The 15,589-nt window shown below is 53.9% G+C and carries 16 protein-coding genes; all 16 read left to right on the top strand.

All coding sequences use genetic code 11. From position 1 onward, the window contains the following. Positions 1–82 precede the first annotated feature (82 nt). Complete coding sequence (locus AB4O25_RS06885; protein ID WP_068935810.1) at positions 83–1,246, top strand: acyltransferase family protein; 1,164 nt, start codon at positions 83–85, stop codon at positions 1,244–1,246. Continuing rightward, positions 1,237–2,514 (top strand): O-antigen ligase family protein, encoded by a 1,278-nt coding sequence (locus AB4O25_RS06880; RefSeq protein WP_017527331.1) that lies wholly within the window; start codon positions 1,237–1,239, stop codon positions 2,512–2,514. The genes AB4O25_RS06885 and AB4O25_RS06880 overlap by 10 nt, the downstream gene beginning before the upstream one ends. Positions 2,515–2,539: 25 nt before the next feature. Then, positions 2,540–3,565: a glycoside hydrolase family 5 protein gene (locus tag AB4O25_RS06875; RefSeq protein WP_017527332.1), complete on the top strand. Its 1,026-nt coding sequence runs from the start codon at positions 2,540–2,542 to the stop codon at positions 3,563–3,565. Between the two features lie 20 nt (positions 3,566–3,585). Next, entirely contained in the window at positions 3,586–4,761 is a 1,176-nt protein-coding gene (locus AB4O25_RS06870; protein ID WP_017527333.1) for an MATE family efflux transporter, read from the top strand. Further along, on the top strand, positions 4,758–5,378 hold the full coding sequence (locus tag AB4O25_RS06865) for a polysaccharide pyruvyl transferase family protein (RefSeq protein ID WP_460150687.1): 621 nt from the start codon (positions 4,758–4,760) through the stop codon (positions 5,376–5,378). The genes AB4O25_RS06870 and AB4O25_RS06865 overlap by 4 nt, the downstream gene beginning before the upstream one ends. Positions 5,379–5,415: 37 nt before the next feature. Continuing rightward, positions 5,416–5,823, top strand: a complete 408-nt coding sequence (locus tag AB4O25_RS06860) for a polysaccharide pyruvyl transferase family protein (protein WP_460150686.1) — start codon at positions 5,416–5,418, stop codon at positions 5,821–5,823. An 18-nt stretch (positions 5,824–5,841) separates the two neighbouring features. Beyond that, positions 5,842–6,987 (top strand): glycosyltransferase family 4 protein, encoded by a 1,146-nt coding sequence (locus AB4O25_RS06855; RefSeq protein ID WP_017527335.1) that lies wholly within the window; start codon positions 5,842–5,844, stop codon positions 6,985–6,987. Continuing rightward, the gene (locus tag AB4O25_RS06850) at positions 6,980–8,086 is read left to right on the top strand and encodes a DUF1972 domain-containing protein (RefSeq protein ID WP_065878776.1); all 1,107 of its coding nucleotides are present in this window, start codon (positions 6,980–6,982) and stop codon (positions 8,084–8,086) included. The genes AB4O25_RS06855 and AB4O25_RS06850 overlap by 8 nt, the downstream gene beginning before the upstream one ends. Positions 8,087–8,139: 53 nt before the next feature. After that, positions 8,140–9,546 (top strand): mannose-1-phosphate guanylyltransferase/mannose-6-phosphate isomerase, encoded by a 1,407-nt coding sequence (locus tag AB4O25_RS06845; protein ID WP_460150685.1) that lies wholly within the window; start codon positions 8,140–8,142, stop codon positions 9,544–9,546. A 68-nt stretch (positions 9,547–9,614) separates the two neighbouring features. Then, positions 9,615–10,682 (top strand): dTDP-glucose 4,6-dehydratase, encoded by a 1,068-nt coding sequence (rfbB, locus tag AB4O25_RS06840; protein ID WP_017527338.1) that lies wholly within the window; start codon positions 9,615–9,617, stop codon positions 10,680–10,682. Between the two features lie 51 nt (positions 10,683–10,733). Further along, entirely contained in the window at positions 10,734–11,612 is an 879-nt protein-coding gene (gene rfbA, locus AB4O25_RS06835; protein WP_116077930.1) for a glucose-1-phosphate thymidylyltransferase RfbA, read from the top strand. After that, complete coding sequence (gene rfbC / locus AB4O25_RS06830; protein WP_003173486.1) at positions 11,609–12,148, top strand: dTDP-4-dehydrorhamnose 3,5-epimerase; 540 nt, start codon at positions 11,609–11,611, stop codon at positions 12,146–12,148. The genes rfbA and rfbC overlap by 4 nt, the downstream gene beginning before the upstream one ends. A 2-nt stretch (positions 12,149–12,150) precedes the next feature. Further along, the gene (gene rfbD, locus AB4O25_RS06825; protein WP_460150684.1) at positions 12,151–13,044 is read left to right on the top strand and encodes a dTDP-4-dehydrorhamnose reductase; all 894 of its coding nucleotides are present in this window, start codon (positions 12,151–12,153) and stop codon (positions 13,042–13,044) included. A gap of 430 nt (positions 13,045–13,474) precedes the next feature. Then, positions 13,475–13,708 carry a hypothetical protein gene (locus AB4O25_RS06820; protein WP_042944548.1) on the top strand — a complete coding sequence of 78 codons (234 nt, stop codon included), beginning with the start codon at positions 13,475–13,477 and terminating at the stop codon, positions 13,706–13,708. Positions 13,709–13,795: 87 nt separating this feature from the next. Continuing rightward, a complete protein-coding gene (locus tag AB4O25_RS06815) occupies positions 13,796–14,908 on the top strand; it encodes a polysaccharide biosynthesis/export family protein (protein ID WP_017527342.1) in 1,113 nt (370 codons plus the stop codon). Positions 14,909–14,922: 14 nt separating this feature from the next. Beyond that, the gene (locus AB4O25_RS06810) at positions 14,923–15,582 is read left to right on the top strand and encodes a YjbF family lipoprotein (RefSeq protein WP_460150683.1); all 660 of its coding nucleotides are present in this window, start codon (positions 14,923–14,925) and stop codon (positions 15,580–15,582) included. Positions 15,583–15,589 lie beyond the last annotated feature (7 nt).

The following is a 15,589-nucleotide window of genomic DNA, read 5'->3' as shown; positions in this document are numbered from 1 at the left end:
TGGGACCTGGCCACGGAAGAGAGACAGGCCTGTGTTTTGTTGAATACAGGTAGTTTTTATCCGATTGATAGTTGAGAGAAAGATGGCCATAGCAAATAAACAGGGCTTCTACGTAGAACTCGAGTCCATTCGTGGGGTGATGGCGTGGTGGGTTGTATTTGGGCACCTCTACTCTTGCTTTCGTCCCGCCATGGGGCACGTTCCTGCATTGATTGATAAGGTTCTATTGGCGACCGCTATCCCGGTAGATATCTTTATTTGTTTGAGCGGTTTTTTTATCGCGATGGCGTTGAGCGGCAAAAGCAACGGCTACCGTTCTTACATTATTCGACGTGCGTTCAGGATCATCCCGATTTATCTATTGGCCATCGCGCTTGCCGCGCTGTTATTCAATGAACGGATGAGTGTCCGCATGGACCTGCCGTGGAACACGCCAGCCCAAGCAGCGGCAGTTGAACAGTATTGGGCAAGTATCGCGGGTAATATCACGGCGTACCTGTTGCCTTGTCTGGTGCTACTTCAGGGCGTGATCCCGGATCAATGGCTACCCCACGCAGGTGATGCGTTTTTGGCGCCGGCCTGGAGCCTCACCCTCGAATGGCAGTTTTATCTGATCGCCCCTGTGTTGGTCGCCGCTTTTGCATTTGGGCGCGCCAAGGAACTGCTGGTGACGGTGGCGGTGTTGGCGTTTTTACTGCTGGCATATTCCGGCCTGACCTTCTCTTATGGCAGTTTCATATTAATCAAGTTACCGGTTTTCATGATCGGCATGTTGACCCACGATCTGTTTCGTCGCGATGAGGGCGAATGGCGTAACGCGATGTTGATCATGGGCATTGTAGTGTCGGTGGGTCTGATTACCCGTTCGTTCGCCAGTTTTGCCTCGATTGCGTTATGGGCAATAGTAGCGATAGCGTTCAAGTTGAATGGCAAACTTAACCCGCCAGTGCTCGGCCGGTGGTTGGCACTGTTTAAAATGCCGTTTAGGAACCCTGTGTTGCTCAGGTTGGGCGGGATGTCATACCCCACCTATCTGATGCATATTCTGATTATCGATGGGGTGCTGATAGTGGCGAGGAAATGCGGTTATCTCAGTAATGATCGGGTGGGGGTGTTGATCCTGCTCTCGATAGGGCTGACGTATGGTGTTTCATGGGCGGTTCATAAATGGCTTGAAGTGCCGTGTATTGAGATAGGTAAAAGATTGTCCGGGTCCGTTTATTCGCGAGCATTGAAATGCGAGTAACCGCGCTGATAAATTATTTTTTGTTTCCGCTGCTCTTGGTGGCTACGGCATTTAACTTGCGGTATCGGCTGACCGGGGCGGAGATACACCTGGGTGGCGCAGAACTGTCGGTTGCGCCTTACGATATTTTTCTTTTGCTGATTTTGGTATCCATTGTTTTTTTCAGTAAAAAAATCAATCTGGAGAAAATCAAGATCGACAGAATCACCACCCTGGCGATTTTTTTTGTGGTGCTGTCTTCTGTGTCGATCATTAATTCGGAAGCGGTGAGTTTCACGCTGTACGAAATCGTTCGCCATTGGAAAATCATTGTTTTGTTTCTGGTGGTGCGGTCGGTTTTCCATGATGCGAAATCGATGGATAAATTCACCCGGGTGGCGGCGCTGTTAATTCTGTTTGAGACGCTGTATGCGGCTTATCAATTGGCAACCGGAGATGTGACCGAGGATGCTCAACAGGTCAAAGAACTGTTCGTGGAGAACGGCATTACCCGAGTGACCGGTACGTTACGACACCCCGCCTTGTTATCGTTGTTCACGGTACTGTTGTTGCCATTTTGCGTGTATGGCGCAGTGAATGGGCGCGGCAGGTTGCTGTATATAAGCGCCATCGCGGCGGGTTTTGTGGTGATTTGCCTGACCTACTCCAGAACTCAAATTGTGTTGTATTTTTTTGTGGTCGGGCTGTGCCTGTTCTACTTCAAGCGGCCCAATGGACGTTCTATTTTAAGAAACAAAAAGATCATCTATACCTCGCTGGTGTTTGCCCTGGTCATCATGGCCGGTGCCATTTATAACTTGGAAAATCTCTACGCCCGATTTTTCGATGCGCCAGAGTCGAGTACCACCTCCCGGCTGATTTTGGCCAAGATTGCCCTGAATATGTTTGTCGCCCATCCGATTATTGGCGTGGGGTGGAATAATTTTGTTGATGTGATGGATAAATACGATGAGTTCGGCGCCTCGCAGAGCTTCAGGTACCCCGCCCATAATATGTACCTGCTGGTCATGTCCGAGACGGGGTTGCTGGGCATTGTGAGCTATTTACTGCTTATATGGAGTGTCTACAAGCTGCACAAAAATACGATAAAAAGGCATGTCGGTGTGTCGATTAACAATGCTTCCGCGGCGGCGCTGGTTTCGATCATCGCGATATTGATAACCGGTATTCAGGGCTGGTCATTTCGAGCGGACAGTATACAAGCGATTATCTGGATAAATTTCGGCATCATCTGCGGCCTCAACGATAGGGCAAAACAGCATGTGTAGACGATACTTCCTGTGCCTCTGTCTGTTGGCGATCAGTTTCGTTGCCCAGGCCTCTACCCAACAGGCCGACACCTATAACGCGGGCAAGCAGTTACGCGGTTTCAATATCGATTTGAATTTGAACGAAGAGGATTTCAAACAGTTGGACGGCTTGAACGTGAACGCCGTGCGCGTGGCGTTTGCCTCCCACCCACTGTTTGACGACAGGGGCGGGCTTGATGATGTCGCGGTCAAGGTGCTTGATACCTATGTGCGCTACGCGAAGCAGTACAATATTTTACTTCTGGTCGATGTTCATACCTTTCCCGGCAACGTCAAGAAATATTCAGGGTCAACTGAAGACGCATATTGGCGTGACGCCGAACTCATGGGAAACCTGATTGCCAGCTATGCGCAACTGGCGCAGCGCTACAAACATGAAAGCATGGTTATCGGCTATGACATCGTCAACGAACCGGCGCCCATCGAGCGCGGCGTTTATCTGGATTTTATAAAGAAGGTCAGCGCAACCCTGTTGCAGATCTCGCCGGACAAGGTTGTGCTTATCCAGCCGCGTATTACGGTCCAACCCAATGGTATTCCCAATGGGCAACGGTCCAATTGGAGTGAAATCACGCCGTTGATAGACGACCACTCAATAATAGGAAGCCTGCACTATTACGACCCTGGCAACTTTACCCATCAGGGCGTGCGTGGTTTTCCGGCGGATCAACGGTTGCCCTTCTTACTGAGAGGCGAGGGCGGTTTGAGTATGTACTTCAAGAAGACACTGTCCCAGGTGCTGAAACATCCGGGACCAGTGATCGTTGGGGAGTTCAGCGTATCGAATTACAGCCCGGTGGACGATGCGGGGTTGTATATGCAGACATTAATCGATCTGTTCGAGCAAAAGCGTTGGAGTTGGTTTTATCACGCTTATAAAGAAGCGGATATCTGGAACCCTCAGGTTACCCTGACAAACACCGGCTTGGCCCCCGATTCAGCCTCTAAAAAATATGTGCTGTTGAAGCGCTATTTCAAATTGAACGATCGATTTCAGAGCTCCGACTGAGGGCGTGCAGGAGTTTTTCCTTGAAGGCGATTCAATTATTGATCTCATCGTTTGGCGCTGCGGGCGCAACGTTCTTGCTTCAGGTCATCCTCAGTAGAGCCTTGGATGCTGCCAGCTTTGGTCTGGTCTCATATGCCAACGCTATTACCATCACGCTCGGCGCTTTGGCGTTCAGCGGTGTGAACAGTTTGCTGTTGAGGCGTGTCAGCCGAGCACCTGGCGAATATGCGCCGTCGATGCGGGTTGCTTATGTTTGCCTGTCGATCAATACGCTAGCGGCCTTTGCAGTCAGTGTGTTGCTGTTATGTGGTTCGGGAATGGATGGATTCGTGGCCGTTGCACTGGCGACGGGTGTGGCGGCATTGGCGGCGCAGGCGATCGTCATCACTCAAGGCCAGCTCAGGAGCAGCCCGCTGCGGATTTCCGTGGGGCAAGTGCTGGTACCGGTATTCCGGATCATAGCGGTTGCAGGGGTTTTTTATGCGCTGACTCCGAGCCTCGCGAACACCGCCATGGCCCTGGGGGTTGCCAACGTTTCATGTGCGATGTTGTGTTTGATGCTGATGACACGGCACGGCAAACAGGCGGCTTTGAAGGTGCGAAGCTTCCTGAAAGACTCCGTTAAATATTCGTTGAATGGCGCGCTGAATATAGCCCAGTTGCAAATCCCCATTTCGTTGCTGGGGCTTATCTATGGGTCGACGTATTCCGGGTATTTAGCCATTTGTAATACGCTGCTCACGGCGCTGTATATCGCACCCAATACGATTTTTAACACCTACCTTATAAAAAAGTACCACGCACTTTCGGGCGCTGAAAAAAACCTGCCGCTACAGCATGCGCGGTATTCATTGGGCGCGGGGGCGCTGGTTGGCATTGGCCTGAGTGTGTATTCCCATGACCTCGTGCACCTGGTATTTGGTGGCGACTATGTGTATGCCGCGCAGGTGTTGCAAATCGCCGCGCTGTCCATTGGCTTCAGGTTTTTCGCAACACCTTTAGGGGCGGCGTTATTGAGCGAAGAGTGGGTCAGCAAAAAAATAATGGTCGCCAGTGTTGGCGTGGCGTTGCAAGTGGGCTTGTTTGTTGTGTTGATGCCCTTTGAGGCGAACGGTATTGGCGCAAGTATTGTGGCCAGCGAATGCTTTATTGCCGTCTCGTATTACATTCTTTATAAAAAGAGCATGCGTGCATGAACATTGTGATCATTGGCTACTATGGCAATAACTTTGGTGATCTGCTCATGCTCAAGTCGCTGTTGTCTGAGCGACGTGCGGGTGTGGTGTATACGGTATTGACCTACGGCGATGGCGAAGCACTCAAACAACAGGGTTTCATTCGCCAAGGCGCGATTACTGTGGTGGAACTCAACAAGGCCAACCGCTGGCTTGCCTACAAAACAGTGATTAAGTGTTCTGCCATCGTGTGGGGTGGCGGAACATGTTTCATGGATGAGGGCGGCACCGGAGGGGTCAAATACATGGCATTGGCTCGCCTGTTCGGTGCTCATGTCATCTACGCAGGTATTGGCGTCGACAATCATAAAAAGCTGAAAACCCGTTTGATTTTATTTTTTGCGACCGTCATGGCCACAGCCTTTTATATTCGCGATTCAGCCTCGCTGCTGGCGGTGAGGAAAATCAACCCTTGGGCCCGCCGTGAAAAAATCAAACAATCCGTGGACCTGGCCTACGCGCTGGGTACTGACGACGCCGGCGCAGGGGGCGAACTGGAGAGTGCAGGGGACTACATCATTGTGTGTCTGCGCGATCTCGCAAGGGTATGGCGAGCAATCCAGCGGCGACATTTATAGCCAATTGCTAGACGTATCCATCAGGATTTGCTGGCGGTTGCGTATTAACCGGATCGGCATATTTAATGCGGATGCAGAGGTTGATACCGGCGTGTCGCGGTACGCACAAAGCGAGTTGAAAGACCGTGGCTTTACGGTTTTCAACATCGCCGGTTCGGATATCGAGCGCTCCATGGCGTATATAAAAGGGGCGCGGCACATACTGACGGCGCGGCTGCATCCCGCCGTGGTTGCGTATTCGTTAGGTACGCCGTTTTCCCTATACAACTACTCAGACAAAAATAAGAAATTTACCGCAGAGACTCAGACCGAGACGTGTTTGATTGAGCGCGGTGCGATAGACGAATTTATGCCGACTTACACGGTGGGTGTCAGTGCGGTTGCCACTACGCAGAGGCAACGGGCGCAGTCGACGATCAGCGAAATATATCGGTTGTTAAATTAAGCGGATAAGGATTTTCTCATGGGGCAATTGGCTTATTTCATCATTGAACCGGTTGGCGGGCATGGCGGAATGAATTACTACAATACCGGCCTCGGACAAGGGCTGGTTTGGAATGACGCCTGCGTCAATCTGTATACGTGTCCCGAGTCGCAGGAGCAGAGTTCGAACAATTTCACGATCAATAAGTTTTTCAAGGGTGTGTATGGTCAGTCCAATAAATTCCTGAGGTTCGCTCGCTTCATCGTTGCCTTGCTCAGGTCGATCGTGGATATCAAGAAAAAGGGTGGAAAAACCTGCCACCTGCATTTTTTTCAATATGCGCTACTGGAGTTGATCACCTGCAGGTTATTGCGCTTGAGCCGGATAAAAATCATTGCAACCATTCATGATGTCGAGTCTTTTGCAGGCGCGTCTCTGACCCGCACCCATGCGGCCATTCTGCGGGCCCCGCGGGAATTTATTGTGCATAACGAATTCTCGCGGCGCGAGTTGCAGGGCGTGCTGGCTGCTCAAGGTCTGAAGACGAACATCACCGTCATTCCCCATGGTAATTATCTGCCCTTCGTGAAACGGCGCGAGGGCGTCATTTCGCGTCGGCGTCTGGCGCTGCCTGAAGATAAGAAAATCATACTTTTTTTTGGTCAGATAAAAAAAGTAAAGGGGTTGGATGTACTGTTGAACGCGATGCAGATCGTCGCCAAGCGTGAGCCCCAGGCGGTGCTATTGATTGCCGGCAAGGTGTGGAAGGATTCATTCCAGGGTTATGAGAGTTTAATAAAATCGAACAACATCTCTGACGTGGTTATTCCGCATATTCGATACATCAAGGATGAGGAGGTCGACTTTTATTATTCTGCCGCCGATATTGTGGTCCTTCCCTATAAGAAGATTTATCAAAGTGGCGTACTGCTGATGGCCATGTCGTATGGCTGTATTACGGTGTCTTCACGGTTACCGCCGATGGTCGAGGTTGTCGACGAAAATGAAAACGGGTTTCTGTTTGAAACGGATAACCCGCACGATTTGGCGCAACAAATAATCAACGCGCTGGGTTCCAGCACTGCGCGGCACATTTCGCAGCGCGCTCGCACCACGATGGTTGAAAAACATGATTGGTCACTGGTCGCGCGTCAGCATATTAAGGTGTTCGAAAACTATGAGTAGGCATTTGCTGGTTCTTGGAATAAGAGGTATCCCGGCGCAGCACGGCGGCTTCGAGACATTTGCCGAAAAGTTAGCGGTGTATTTGCAGGCTAAAGGTTGGCGCATCACGGTTTACTGCCAGGAAAGCGGCACGGGCAGCGTCACTGAAACAGAATGGAACGGTATCCGCCGTGTTCATATCCCGGTGTCTCGGGAGGGTGCGTTGGGCACGGTTATATTCGACTTGAAGGCTGTTTGGCACGCGCTGGGTGAGCGCGGCCTGTTTCTGACGCTGGGCTATAACACCGCTGTTTTCAATAGCCTTCAGCGGCTCAAAGGCCAAGTGAATATTATTAATATGGACGGTATCGAGTGGCATCGGCAGAAGTGGGGGAAGATAGCCAAGGCGTGGTTCTGGTTGAACGAAAGAGCCGGTTGCTGGATCGGTAACCACTTGGTGGCCGACCACCCAAGGATTAAGGAACATCTTGCGACGCGGGTCAGTGCCGACAAGATCACCATGATTCCCTACGGAGGAGATGAAGTGACGTCGGCGGCGGCTGAGGTGTTAAGTACGTTTGCGCTGGAGCCAAATCACTTCTCGATTATTATCGCCAGGCCCGAACCGGAAAATTCTTTTTATGAGATGGTCCAGGCATTCAGTGCGAGCGTCAGGCAGCACAAACTGGTGGTGCTTGGAAACTTCACGCCGAGTACCCATGAATACCATAAGAAAGTGATGGAAGCGGCCAGCGTTGAAGTGGTCTTTCCAGGGGCTATCTACGACGCCAAAGTCGTCCAGGCGCTGAGGTATTTCAGCCGTTTTTATCTGCACGGTCATCGTGTCGGCGGAACCAACCCCTCTCTGGTCGAGGCGTTGGGCGCCGGTTGCGCAATCATTGCGCACGACAACCCCTTCAACCGCTGGGTAGTGGGTGGGGGCGCTGCGTATTTTTCCGATAGCCAGGCGCTTTCTCGATTACTCGATGAACTATTGGAAGACCCACAACGCACCCTGGCATTGAAACAAGCCGGTGCGGCCAGGTTTGCCGAATGCTTCAAGTGGGAGCAGGTGTTGAGTGCCTATGAACAGCTGTTAATTGAATGGTATCCCGCCTGAGCCGTTGATCATTTCAAGCTGATCCTGACGTTTACTTTTCGATGAGGTGTCACATGATTCCGGTGATTTTATCTGGAGGCACGGGTTCGCGCCTGTGGCCGTTGTCGCGTCAATTAAACCCCAAGCAATTTTTATCGTTGGTGGACACTGACATCTCTCTTCTTCAGGCCACTATCCAGAGGTTGAAGGGGCTGGATGTACGGACACCCAGGCTTGTTTGCAACGAAGAACATCGCTTTCTGGCCGCTGAACAACTGCGCAAGTTGGGGCTGGAAGACGCGAATATATTGCTTGAACCCGTCGGCCGTAATACGGCGCCGGCGCTGGCATTGGCGTCATTGCAGGCCACTGCCGATGGGGAGGACCCCTTGCTGTTGATCTTACCGGCGGACCACACCATCAAGGATGTGCAAGCGTTTCAAGCAAGTATCAACTGCGCCCTCCCATTGGCCCTGGACGGTAAGTTAGTCACCTTCGGCGTTGTTCCGACGTATGCGGAAACCGGCTACGGCTATATCGAGAAGGGCGAACCTGTCGGCGAGTGCGGCTTTCGCGTGAACCGTTTTGTCGAAAAGCCGGACTTGGATCTGGCTCAACAGTACCTGTTGGCCAAAACATTCTTCTGGAACAGCGGCATGTTTCTGTTTCGTGCCAGCCGTTATCTGGAGGAGTTGCAGAAGTTCTGCCCGCAGATCCTTTCTGTTTGCAGTGAGGCGCTGAACAACGGTTCCAGGGATTCGAGCTTCACCCGAGTTGACCGTGATGTGTTTGCTACTTGCCCCGAAGACTCCATTGACTACGCGGTGATGGAGCGCACCGCAGACGCGGTCATGGTCGTGATGAACGCCGGTTGGAGCGATATCGGCTCGTGGTCCGCGCTCGCCGATACATTCGTCAAAGATGCCGAAGGCAACGTATTGAAGGGCGATGTCGTTGCCCAGAACACGTTCAACACCTACGTTCACGCCAACAGCCGCCTGATTGCAACGGTCGGTGTCGAGAACTTGGTCATTGTCGAAACCAATGACGCGATCCTGGTCGCACACAAAGACCAGGTACAGGACGTAAAGAAAATAGTCGAGCGGCTCAAGCAATCCGCCCGGCACGAGTACGTCAATCACCGCGAGGTCTATCGCCCCTGGGGCATGTATGACTCGATAGACAAAGGCCACCGCTACCAAGTCAAACGTATCACTGTGCAACCCGGCGCCAAGCTTTCGGTACAGATGCATCATCACCGGGCGGAACATTGGATCGTCGTGAGCGGTACGGCCAAGGTGACCAATGGAGAGAAGACCTACTTGGTCACTGAAAACCAGTCCACTTACATCCCTATCGGTCAGGTGCATGCGCTTGAAAACCCGGGCGTGATCCCGCTTGAACTGATCGAAGTACAGTCCGGTTCCTATCTGGGTGAGAACGACATCGTGCGCTTTGAAGATAAATATGGCCGAGCGTGAGCGCCGGCGATCCGCTGATCAATAACGGGGCTCGATCGAGTTTTATTCCACCCTCAGGATCTTCACTCATGTTTAAAAAAATCCTCGTTACCGGTGGCGCCGGTTTCATTGGATCAGCCGTGGTCCGCCACCTGATAAATGAAAACCATAGCGTCGCGAACCTCGACTTACTGACCTATGCGGGCAATACCGATTCACTCGCCAGTGTCGAAAACTCGTCGCGCTATCAGTTCTTTAAAACCGATATAGGGGACGGCCCGGCGCTGGACCAGATTTTCATGACATTTCGCCCGGATGCGGTAATGCATCTGGCGGCGGAATCCCATGTCGATCGTTCTATCGATGGCCCCGCTGACTTTATCCGGACCAACATTGTCGGGACATATACGTTGCTTGAAGCGGCCCGGCGCTACTGGAGTGCGTTGGCGCCTGACGCAAAAAACCGGTTTCGCTTCCACCACGTTTCGACAGACGAGGTCTATGGCGACCTGGACGGCCCCGATAGCCTGTTCACGGAAACCACGCCTTATGCGCCCAGCTCGCCCTATTCAGCGTCCAAGGCCAGTTCGGATCATTTGGTTCGGGCCTGGCAGCGTACGTATGGCTTACCCGTGCTGGTGACCAATTGTTCAAATAACTACGGTCCTTATCACTTCCCCGAAAAGTTGATCCCCCATGTGATTCTGAATGCCATTCATGGCCGGCCGCTGCCGGTATATGGCGATGGTTTGCAGGTGCGGGACTGGCTGTTTGTTGAAGATCATGCGCGTGCGCTGTGTGAAGTCCTGTGCCGGGGCGCGGTCGGCGAAACCTACAATATTGGCGGCCACAACGAGAAAACCAATATTGAAGTCGTGGAAACACTTTGCGCGCTGCTCGAAGAGTTGGCGCCCGACAAACCGGCCGGCGTGGAACGTTATCGTGACTTGATCACTTTTGTTAAAGATCGGCCAGGTCACGATCTTCGTTACGCCATCGATGCCGGCAAGATTGCGCGTGAGCTGGGATGGCAGCCTCACGAAACGTTTGAAAGCGGTATACGCAAAACCGTTGAGTGGTATTTGCAAAACAAGACGTGGTGGCAACGCGTACTCAATGGTCAGTACCGGCCGGAGCGCCTGGGTCAGAACGCTTGAACTGGTTAAACACTGCCTCACCCATCGACATTCTCAAAAAGGAAGCACTCCATGAAAGGCATTGTTCTGGCGGGCGGTTCCGGCACGCGCTTGCATCCCATTACCCGCGGCGTCTCCAAACAGCTGCTGCCCATCTACGATAAGCCGATGATCTATTACCCGTTGTCGGTTTTAATGCTGGCCGGTATCCGCGAGATATTAATTATCTCGACGCCGCAAGACTTACCCAGTTTTCGAAGCCTGCTGGGCGATGGTTCTTCTTTCGGCATTGAGCTCAGTTATGCCGAACAGCCGTCCCCGGATGGTTTGGCGCAAGCGTTTATCATCGGCGAAGACTTTATCGGCGACAGCAATGTTGCGCTGATATTGGGCGACAATATTTTCTATGGCTACGGCTTCAGCGCGTTGCTGCATAAAGCGTCCCAGCGCAAGAGCGGCGCTACCGTCTTTGGCTACCGTGTCAGCGACCCCGAGCGTTTTGGCGTGGTCGACTTCGACAGCCACGGCAAGGCGATCAGCATCGAAGAGAAGCCTGAGCGTCCCAAGTCCAATTACGCGGTCACGGGCCTGTACTTTTACGATAACGACGTGGTGAACATTGCCAGGCAGGTCAAGCCCTCAACGCGTGGCGAGCTGGAAATCACCGACGTGAACAACGCTTACATGCAGCGTGGGGATTTGCACGTCAGCGTGCTGGGGCGTGGGTTCGCGTGGCTCGACACCGGCACCCATGACTCCTTGATGGAGGCCGGGCATTTCGTTCAGACCGTGGAAGCACGCCAAGGGCTGAAAGTGGCTTGCCTTGAGGAAGTGGGCTACCGCCAGGGCTGGTTGTCGGCGGCGCAACTGGATAGACAAGCCACGGATTTACGCAAAACCGGTTATGGCCAATACCTGGCACAGGTACTCGCTTCGGAGCCTGCGAAATGAATGTCATCAAAACCAGGTTGCCCGGTGTGCTGATTATCGAACCCCGCGTTTATGGTGATGCCCGCGGGTTCTTCCTGGAGAGTTACCAGCAGCAGCGTTATCGCGACATTGGGATTGAACAGCCGTTCGTGCAAGATAACCACTCGCGCTCCGCACAGGGCGTGTTACGTGGGCTGCATTTCCAACGCAGCCGTCCTCAAGGCAAGTTAGTGCGGGTGACCCGAGGCGCGGTCTACGATGTGGTCGTAGACATCGACCCGGCGTCTGCGACCTGTGGTGAACACGTGGCGGTTGAATTGACCGCCGAGGACCATCTCCAATTGTGGGTACCGCCGGGGTATGCCCACGGTTTCTGCGTGTTGAGCGATACCGCCGACTTTCAATACAAATGCACCGATCTGTATGACCCGAAAGACGAGGGTGGGCTTCTTTGGAATGACCCGGACCTGGGCATCGCCTGGCCTCTGGGTTCGCCGTTGTTATCGGAAAAAGATCAGCGCCACCCGCGCTTGCGCGCCTTGCTGAGCGGAGAATGACCATGCGTGTAATCGTCACCGGAGCACAGGGGCAGGTCGGGCGCGAGCTGCTGCTCAGGGCACCCTCCGGGTTCAGCGTGATTGGCTATGGTTCGGGTGAGCTGGATATCAGTGACTCGGTTCAGGTCGAGGAGGTCCTGGCGCGGATCAAGCCGCAACTGTTGATCAATGCGGCGGCTTATACCGCTGTAGACAAGGCTGAGAGCGATATCGAGCGGGCTTATGCGGTGAACCGCGATGGCGTTGCGCACCTGGCGCGCGCAGCGCAGGCACAGGGTATTGCCGTGCTGCATATTTCTACCGATTACGTATTCGATGGCAACCACACGCTCCCCTATACACCGGGTGACGTCACCGCACCTTCAGGTGTTTATGGTTCCAGCAAGCTGGCGGGTGAGCAGCAGCTGCAGCAGCATTGTTCGCGCCATGTGATTTTGCGAACGAGTTGGGTGTTCGGCGCGCATGGCAACAACTTTGTTAAAACCATGCTTCGCCTTGGACGTGAACGCGATGAGCTGGCCGTCGTCGCAGACCAGCGTGGTTGCCCGACTTCCGCCGGCAGTATTGCCGACACCCTGTGGGCGCTGGCGACGATTTTTCGCCGCGACGGCATGCTCAAATGGGGCGTGTACCACTACAGCGGTGCGCCTGCTTGCACCTGGTATGACTTTGCCGATGAGATTTTCAACCAGGCGCGGTCCGAGGCGCTGCTTGAAAAGAAACCTCGGTTGAAGGCGATTACCTCCGCCGAGTTCCCGACGCAAGCCAAACGTCCGGGCTGGTCCGTGCTGGATTGCCAGACCCTCGAACAGGATTATGGGGTGTCGACGCGCAGTTGGAAGGTAGAGCTGCAACAGGTATTGCAACAACTGGGAAGTGCATCACTCGTTATCTAAACTGCCCGGTCAGGGCAGTGATACTTGCGCCTGTTAATACTGGGTTTTCACGGGCGAATGTTATTTTCTGTCGCGGTACGCGTGAATATCATTATTTAACAGAACGCCGTTTCGGTAAGGCTGACGAATAATAACAGTGGGGCGGTTGGCTCGGACGCTGGCGGCTGCAACATTGTGCGTAACATCGCTGTTATGGCGCTGAATGTCCGCAAATATCCTTAAACGTGTTCAATGTTCGCAACGAGTTTTGCGGCCTGTGCGTGACACATGGAAAGTGCTGTTGTATGGCATGCAGCACTTATAAATGACATGCTCCAAACGAGACTGGCGCTTAGCCGAGTGTGTTCGGCTGATACGCCTAAGTCTATATACCTGCTGTTCCATCACCGTCTCTTAATATCAACTTGTTGATGTTGAGGAGGAGTCTGCTATGAAGAAACTGTTTACCGCCAGCTTGCTGGTTTTAATGAGCACCACCGTATGGGCGGCTGAAGAGCCCCTAAGCTTGAGCACCCCGGTGGTAGGCGCTGTCACGGTCGGTGAGACCGTGGTGGCGGCGGTGGTGGTCGCCGGCGCCGTGGCGGCGGCATCAAGCTCCGGAGGAAGCTCCAATGGCGGAACCACAGGGACCTCGGGCACCACCGGAACTACGGGTACCCGTTGAACCCCCTGCGAAGTGTGTTGTTCAAGATCACTCAGAACCTTCTGGGTGATCTTGTTTGGACTTGTCCCCGACTAGTGTAGTGCCATTATGACCCGAAGGCTTTTTGCTGTGACGCTGGCAAGTATTACCTTGCACGGCTGTATGTTTTCCCCTGGCCAACATATGGACACCAGTCAATTGACACGTGACGGCTCTCCCGAGAGTAGCCGGGTGGAGCTTATACCCATCACGCCGAAGCTGATTGCCATGGATGCCGCCCTGCATGTTCGCGAGACGGTTGCCCCCGAACTGCTGTCGTATATTCCGGGCGGTTATCGCGTCGGCGCCAATGACTTGTTGTTTATTACGGTGTGGGATCACCCCGAGTTGACGGCGCCTTCCGGCCCGCAACAACAACTGGATGCCAACGGCCGTCTGGTGCGGCCGGATGGCACGCTGTTTTACCCCTATATCGGCAATGTCCCGGCCGCCGGTAAAACCATCGAAGAACTACGGGCGTATATCGCCGAGCGACTGTCACAGTTTGTAGAAAGCCCTCAGGTGGATGTCAGTGTCTTGCGCTTTGCCAGCCAGGTAGTGGTGGTTTCCGGTGCCGTGGCAAAAGCGGGTCAACAGTCGATCACTACCAATGCGCTGAGCGTGGTGGAAGCTATCGGCGCCGCTGGGGTAGACCCGATGAATGCTGACCTTTCGGGGCTGACGCTGACGCGCGATGGTCGCGAGTACACGCTGGACCTGGACACCCTCAACCGCCGGGACTCGCCACTGCATAAGGTCTACCTCAAAGGCGGTGACCAGTTGTACTTGCCTTACAACGACCTCAAACGGATCTACGTGATGGGGGAGGTCAACCAACCCCGGGCGTTGAGCTTCAAGAGCAAGTCGATGAACTTGTCTGATGCGTTGGGCACCGTGGGCGGTTTGAACCAGACCACCTCCAATGGCAACGCGGTGTACGTGATCCGAGGCGCGGGCAATCTGGAAACCGAGCCGGCCCAGGTGTTCCAACTGAATGCCGAGTCGCCGTCCGCCCTGGTATTGGCCACTCGTTTCGACCTGCAACCGCAAGATATCGTGTATGTCGGCCCGGCCGGCGTGACCCGCTGGAACCGCCTGATCAGCCAGCTTCTGCCTACGGCCAGTGTCCTCGGGACCGGGGCCAGCTCGGTCAACAATCTCAGTGAAGCCAACAGCAGATAAGGCTTAGTCAATCCGTGAAAACTTTGCATACCGGTGCCGTTCTGACGACGGCGCTACTGCTGTGTGGGTGCAACCCCTTGATGAAGGCTTCATGGGACACGTTCAAAGCGTCCGCCCAGGGGCCTGCCTCGCTGGAGTTGACTCCGGCCCAGGTAGCGGCCGTGCCGTATCCGCAAATTCTGGTGACGACCGTTACCAACGAGGGCGTGATGGCCATGGCGCGTCGACGTGGCGACCTGCAGTTCTGGCTCGCATCCGGCAACCAGGTGTTGCTGATGCGCGATGGCCTGGTGGTGCGCACGGTCGGGCTGGGGGTGTCGCTCGATGGCACGCGCTTTGATGGAGAGTCGCCGTTCAAGCGCGGTCTGCAGCATCTGCACGACGGGCATACCAGCACGCGCTGGATCGATATCTACCAAGGCTACCGCGTCGGCCTTAGCGTCAATAGCCGTTTCAGCAGGCACGACATCGAACCTATCCGGATTCTGAACAGGGACTACGCCTTGCTGCGAATCGACGAGCAGGTGGCGATACCCGATCTGGATTTTCGCGCGACCAATCGTTACTGGGTGGACCCCCAGGACGGTTTCATCATGCAAAGCGAGCAGCACCTGACGCCGCAGATTTTTCTGAAAATAGTGCAATTGCGCCCTGATCGGGAGGCTGTCCGGTGAAGTATCC

Source organism: Pseudomonas sp. S3_A03 (assembly GCF_054668275.1).
This window is presented reverse-complemented; position numbering and strand designations above follow the sequence as displayed.

Coding starts and splice junctions, on each gene's coding strand:
- AB4O25_RS06885 (WP_068935810.1), top strand. CDS start 83: ATGGCCATAGCAAATAAACAGGGCTTCTACGTAGAACTCGAGTCCATT.
- AB4O25_RS06880 (WP_017527331.1), top strand. CDS start 1,237: ATGCGAGTAACCGCGCTGATAAATTATTTTTTGTTTCCGCTGCTCTTG.
- AB4O25_RS06865 (WP_460150687.1), top strand. CDS start 4,758: ATGAACATTGTGATCATTGGCTACTATGGCAATAACTTTGGTGATCTG.
- AB4O25_RS06855 (WP_017527335.1), top strand. CDS start 5,842: ATGGGGCAATTGGCTTATTTCATCATTGAACCGGTTGGCGGGCATGGC.
- AB4O25_RS06850 (WP_065878776.1), top strand. CDS start 6,980: ATGAGTAGGCATTTGCTGGTTCTTGGAATAAGAGGTATCCCGGCGCAG.
- AB4O25_RS06845 (WP_460150685.1), top strand. CDS start 8,140: ATGATTCCGGTGATTTTATCTGGAGGCACGGGTTCGCGCCTGTGGCCG.
- rfbB (WP_017527338.1), top strand. CDS start 9,615: ATGTTTAAAAAAATCCTCGTTACCGGTGGCGCCGGTTTCATTGGATCA.
- rfbA (WP_116077930.1), top strand. CDS start 10,734: ATGAAAGGCATTGTTCTGGCGGGCGGTTCCGGCACGCGCTTGCATCCC.
- rfbC (WP_003173486.1), top strand. CDS start 11,609: ATGAATGTCATCAAAACCAGGTTGCCCGGTGTGCTGATTATCGAACCC.
- rfbD (WP_460150684.1), top strand. CDS start 12,151: ATGCGTGTAATCGTCACCGGAGCACAGGGGCAGGTCGGGCGCGAGCTG.
- AB4O25_RS06820 (WP_042944548.1), top strand. CDS start 13,475: ATGAAGAAACTGTTTACCGCCAGCTTGCTGGTTTTAATGAGCACCACC.
- AB4O25_RS06815 (WP_017527342.1), top strand. CDS start 13,796: ATGACCCGAAGGCTTTTTGCTGTGACGCTGGCAAGTATTACCTTGCAC.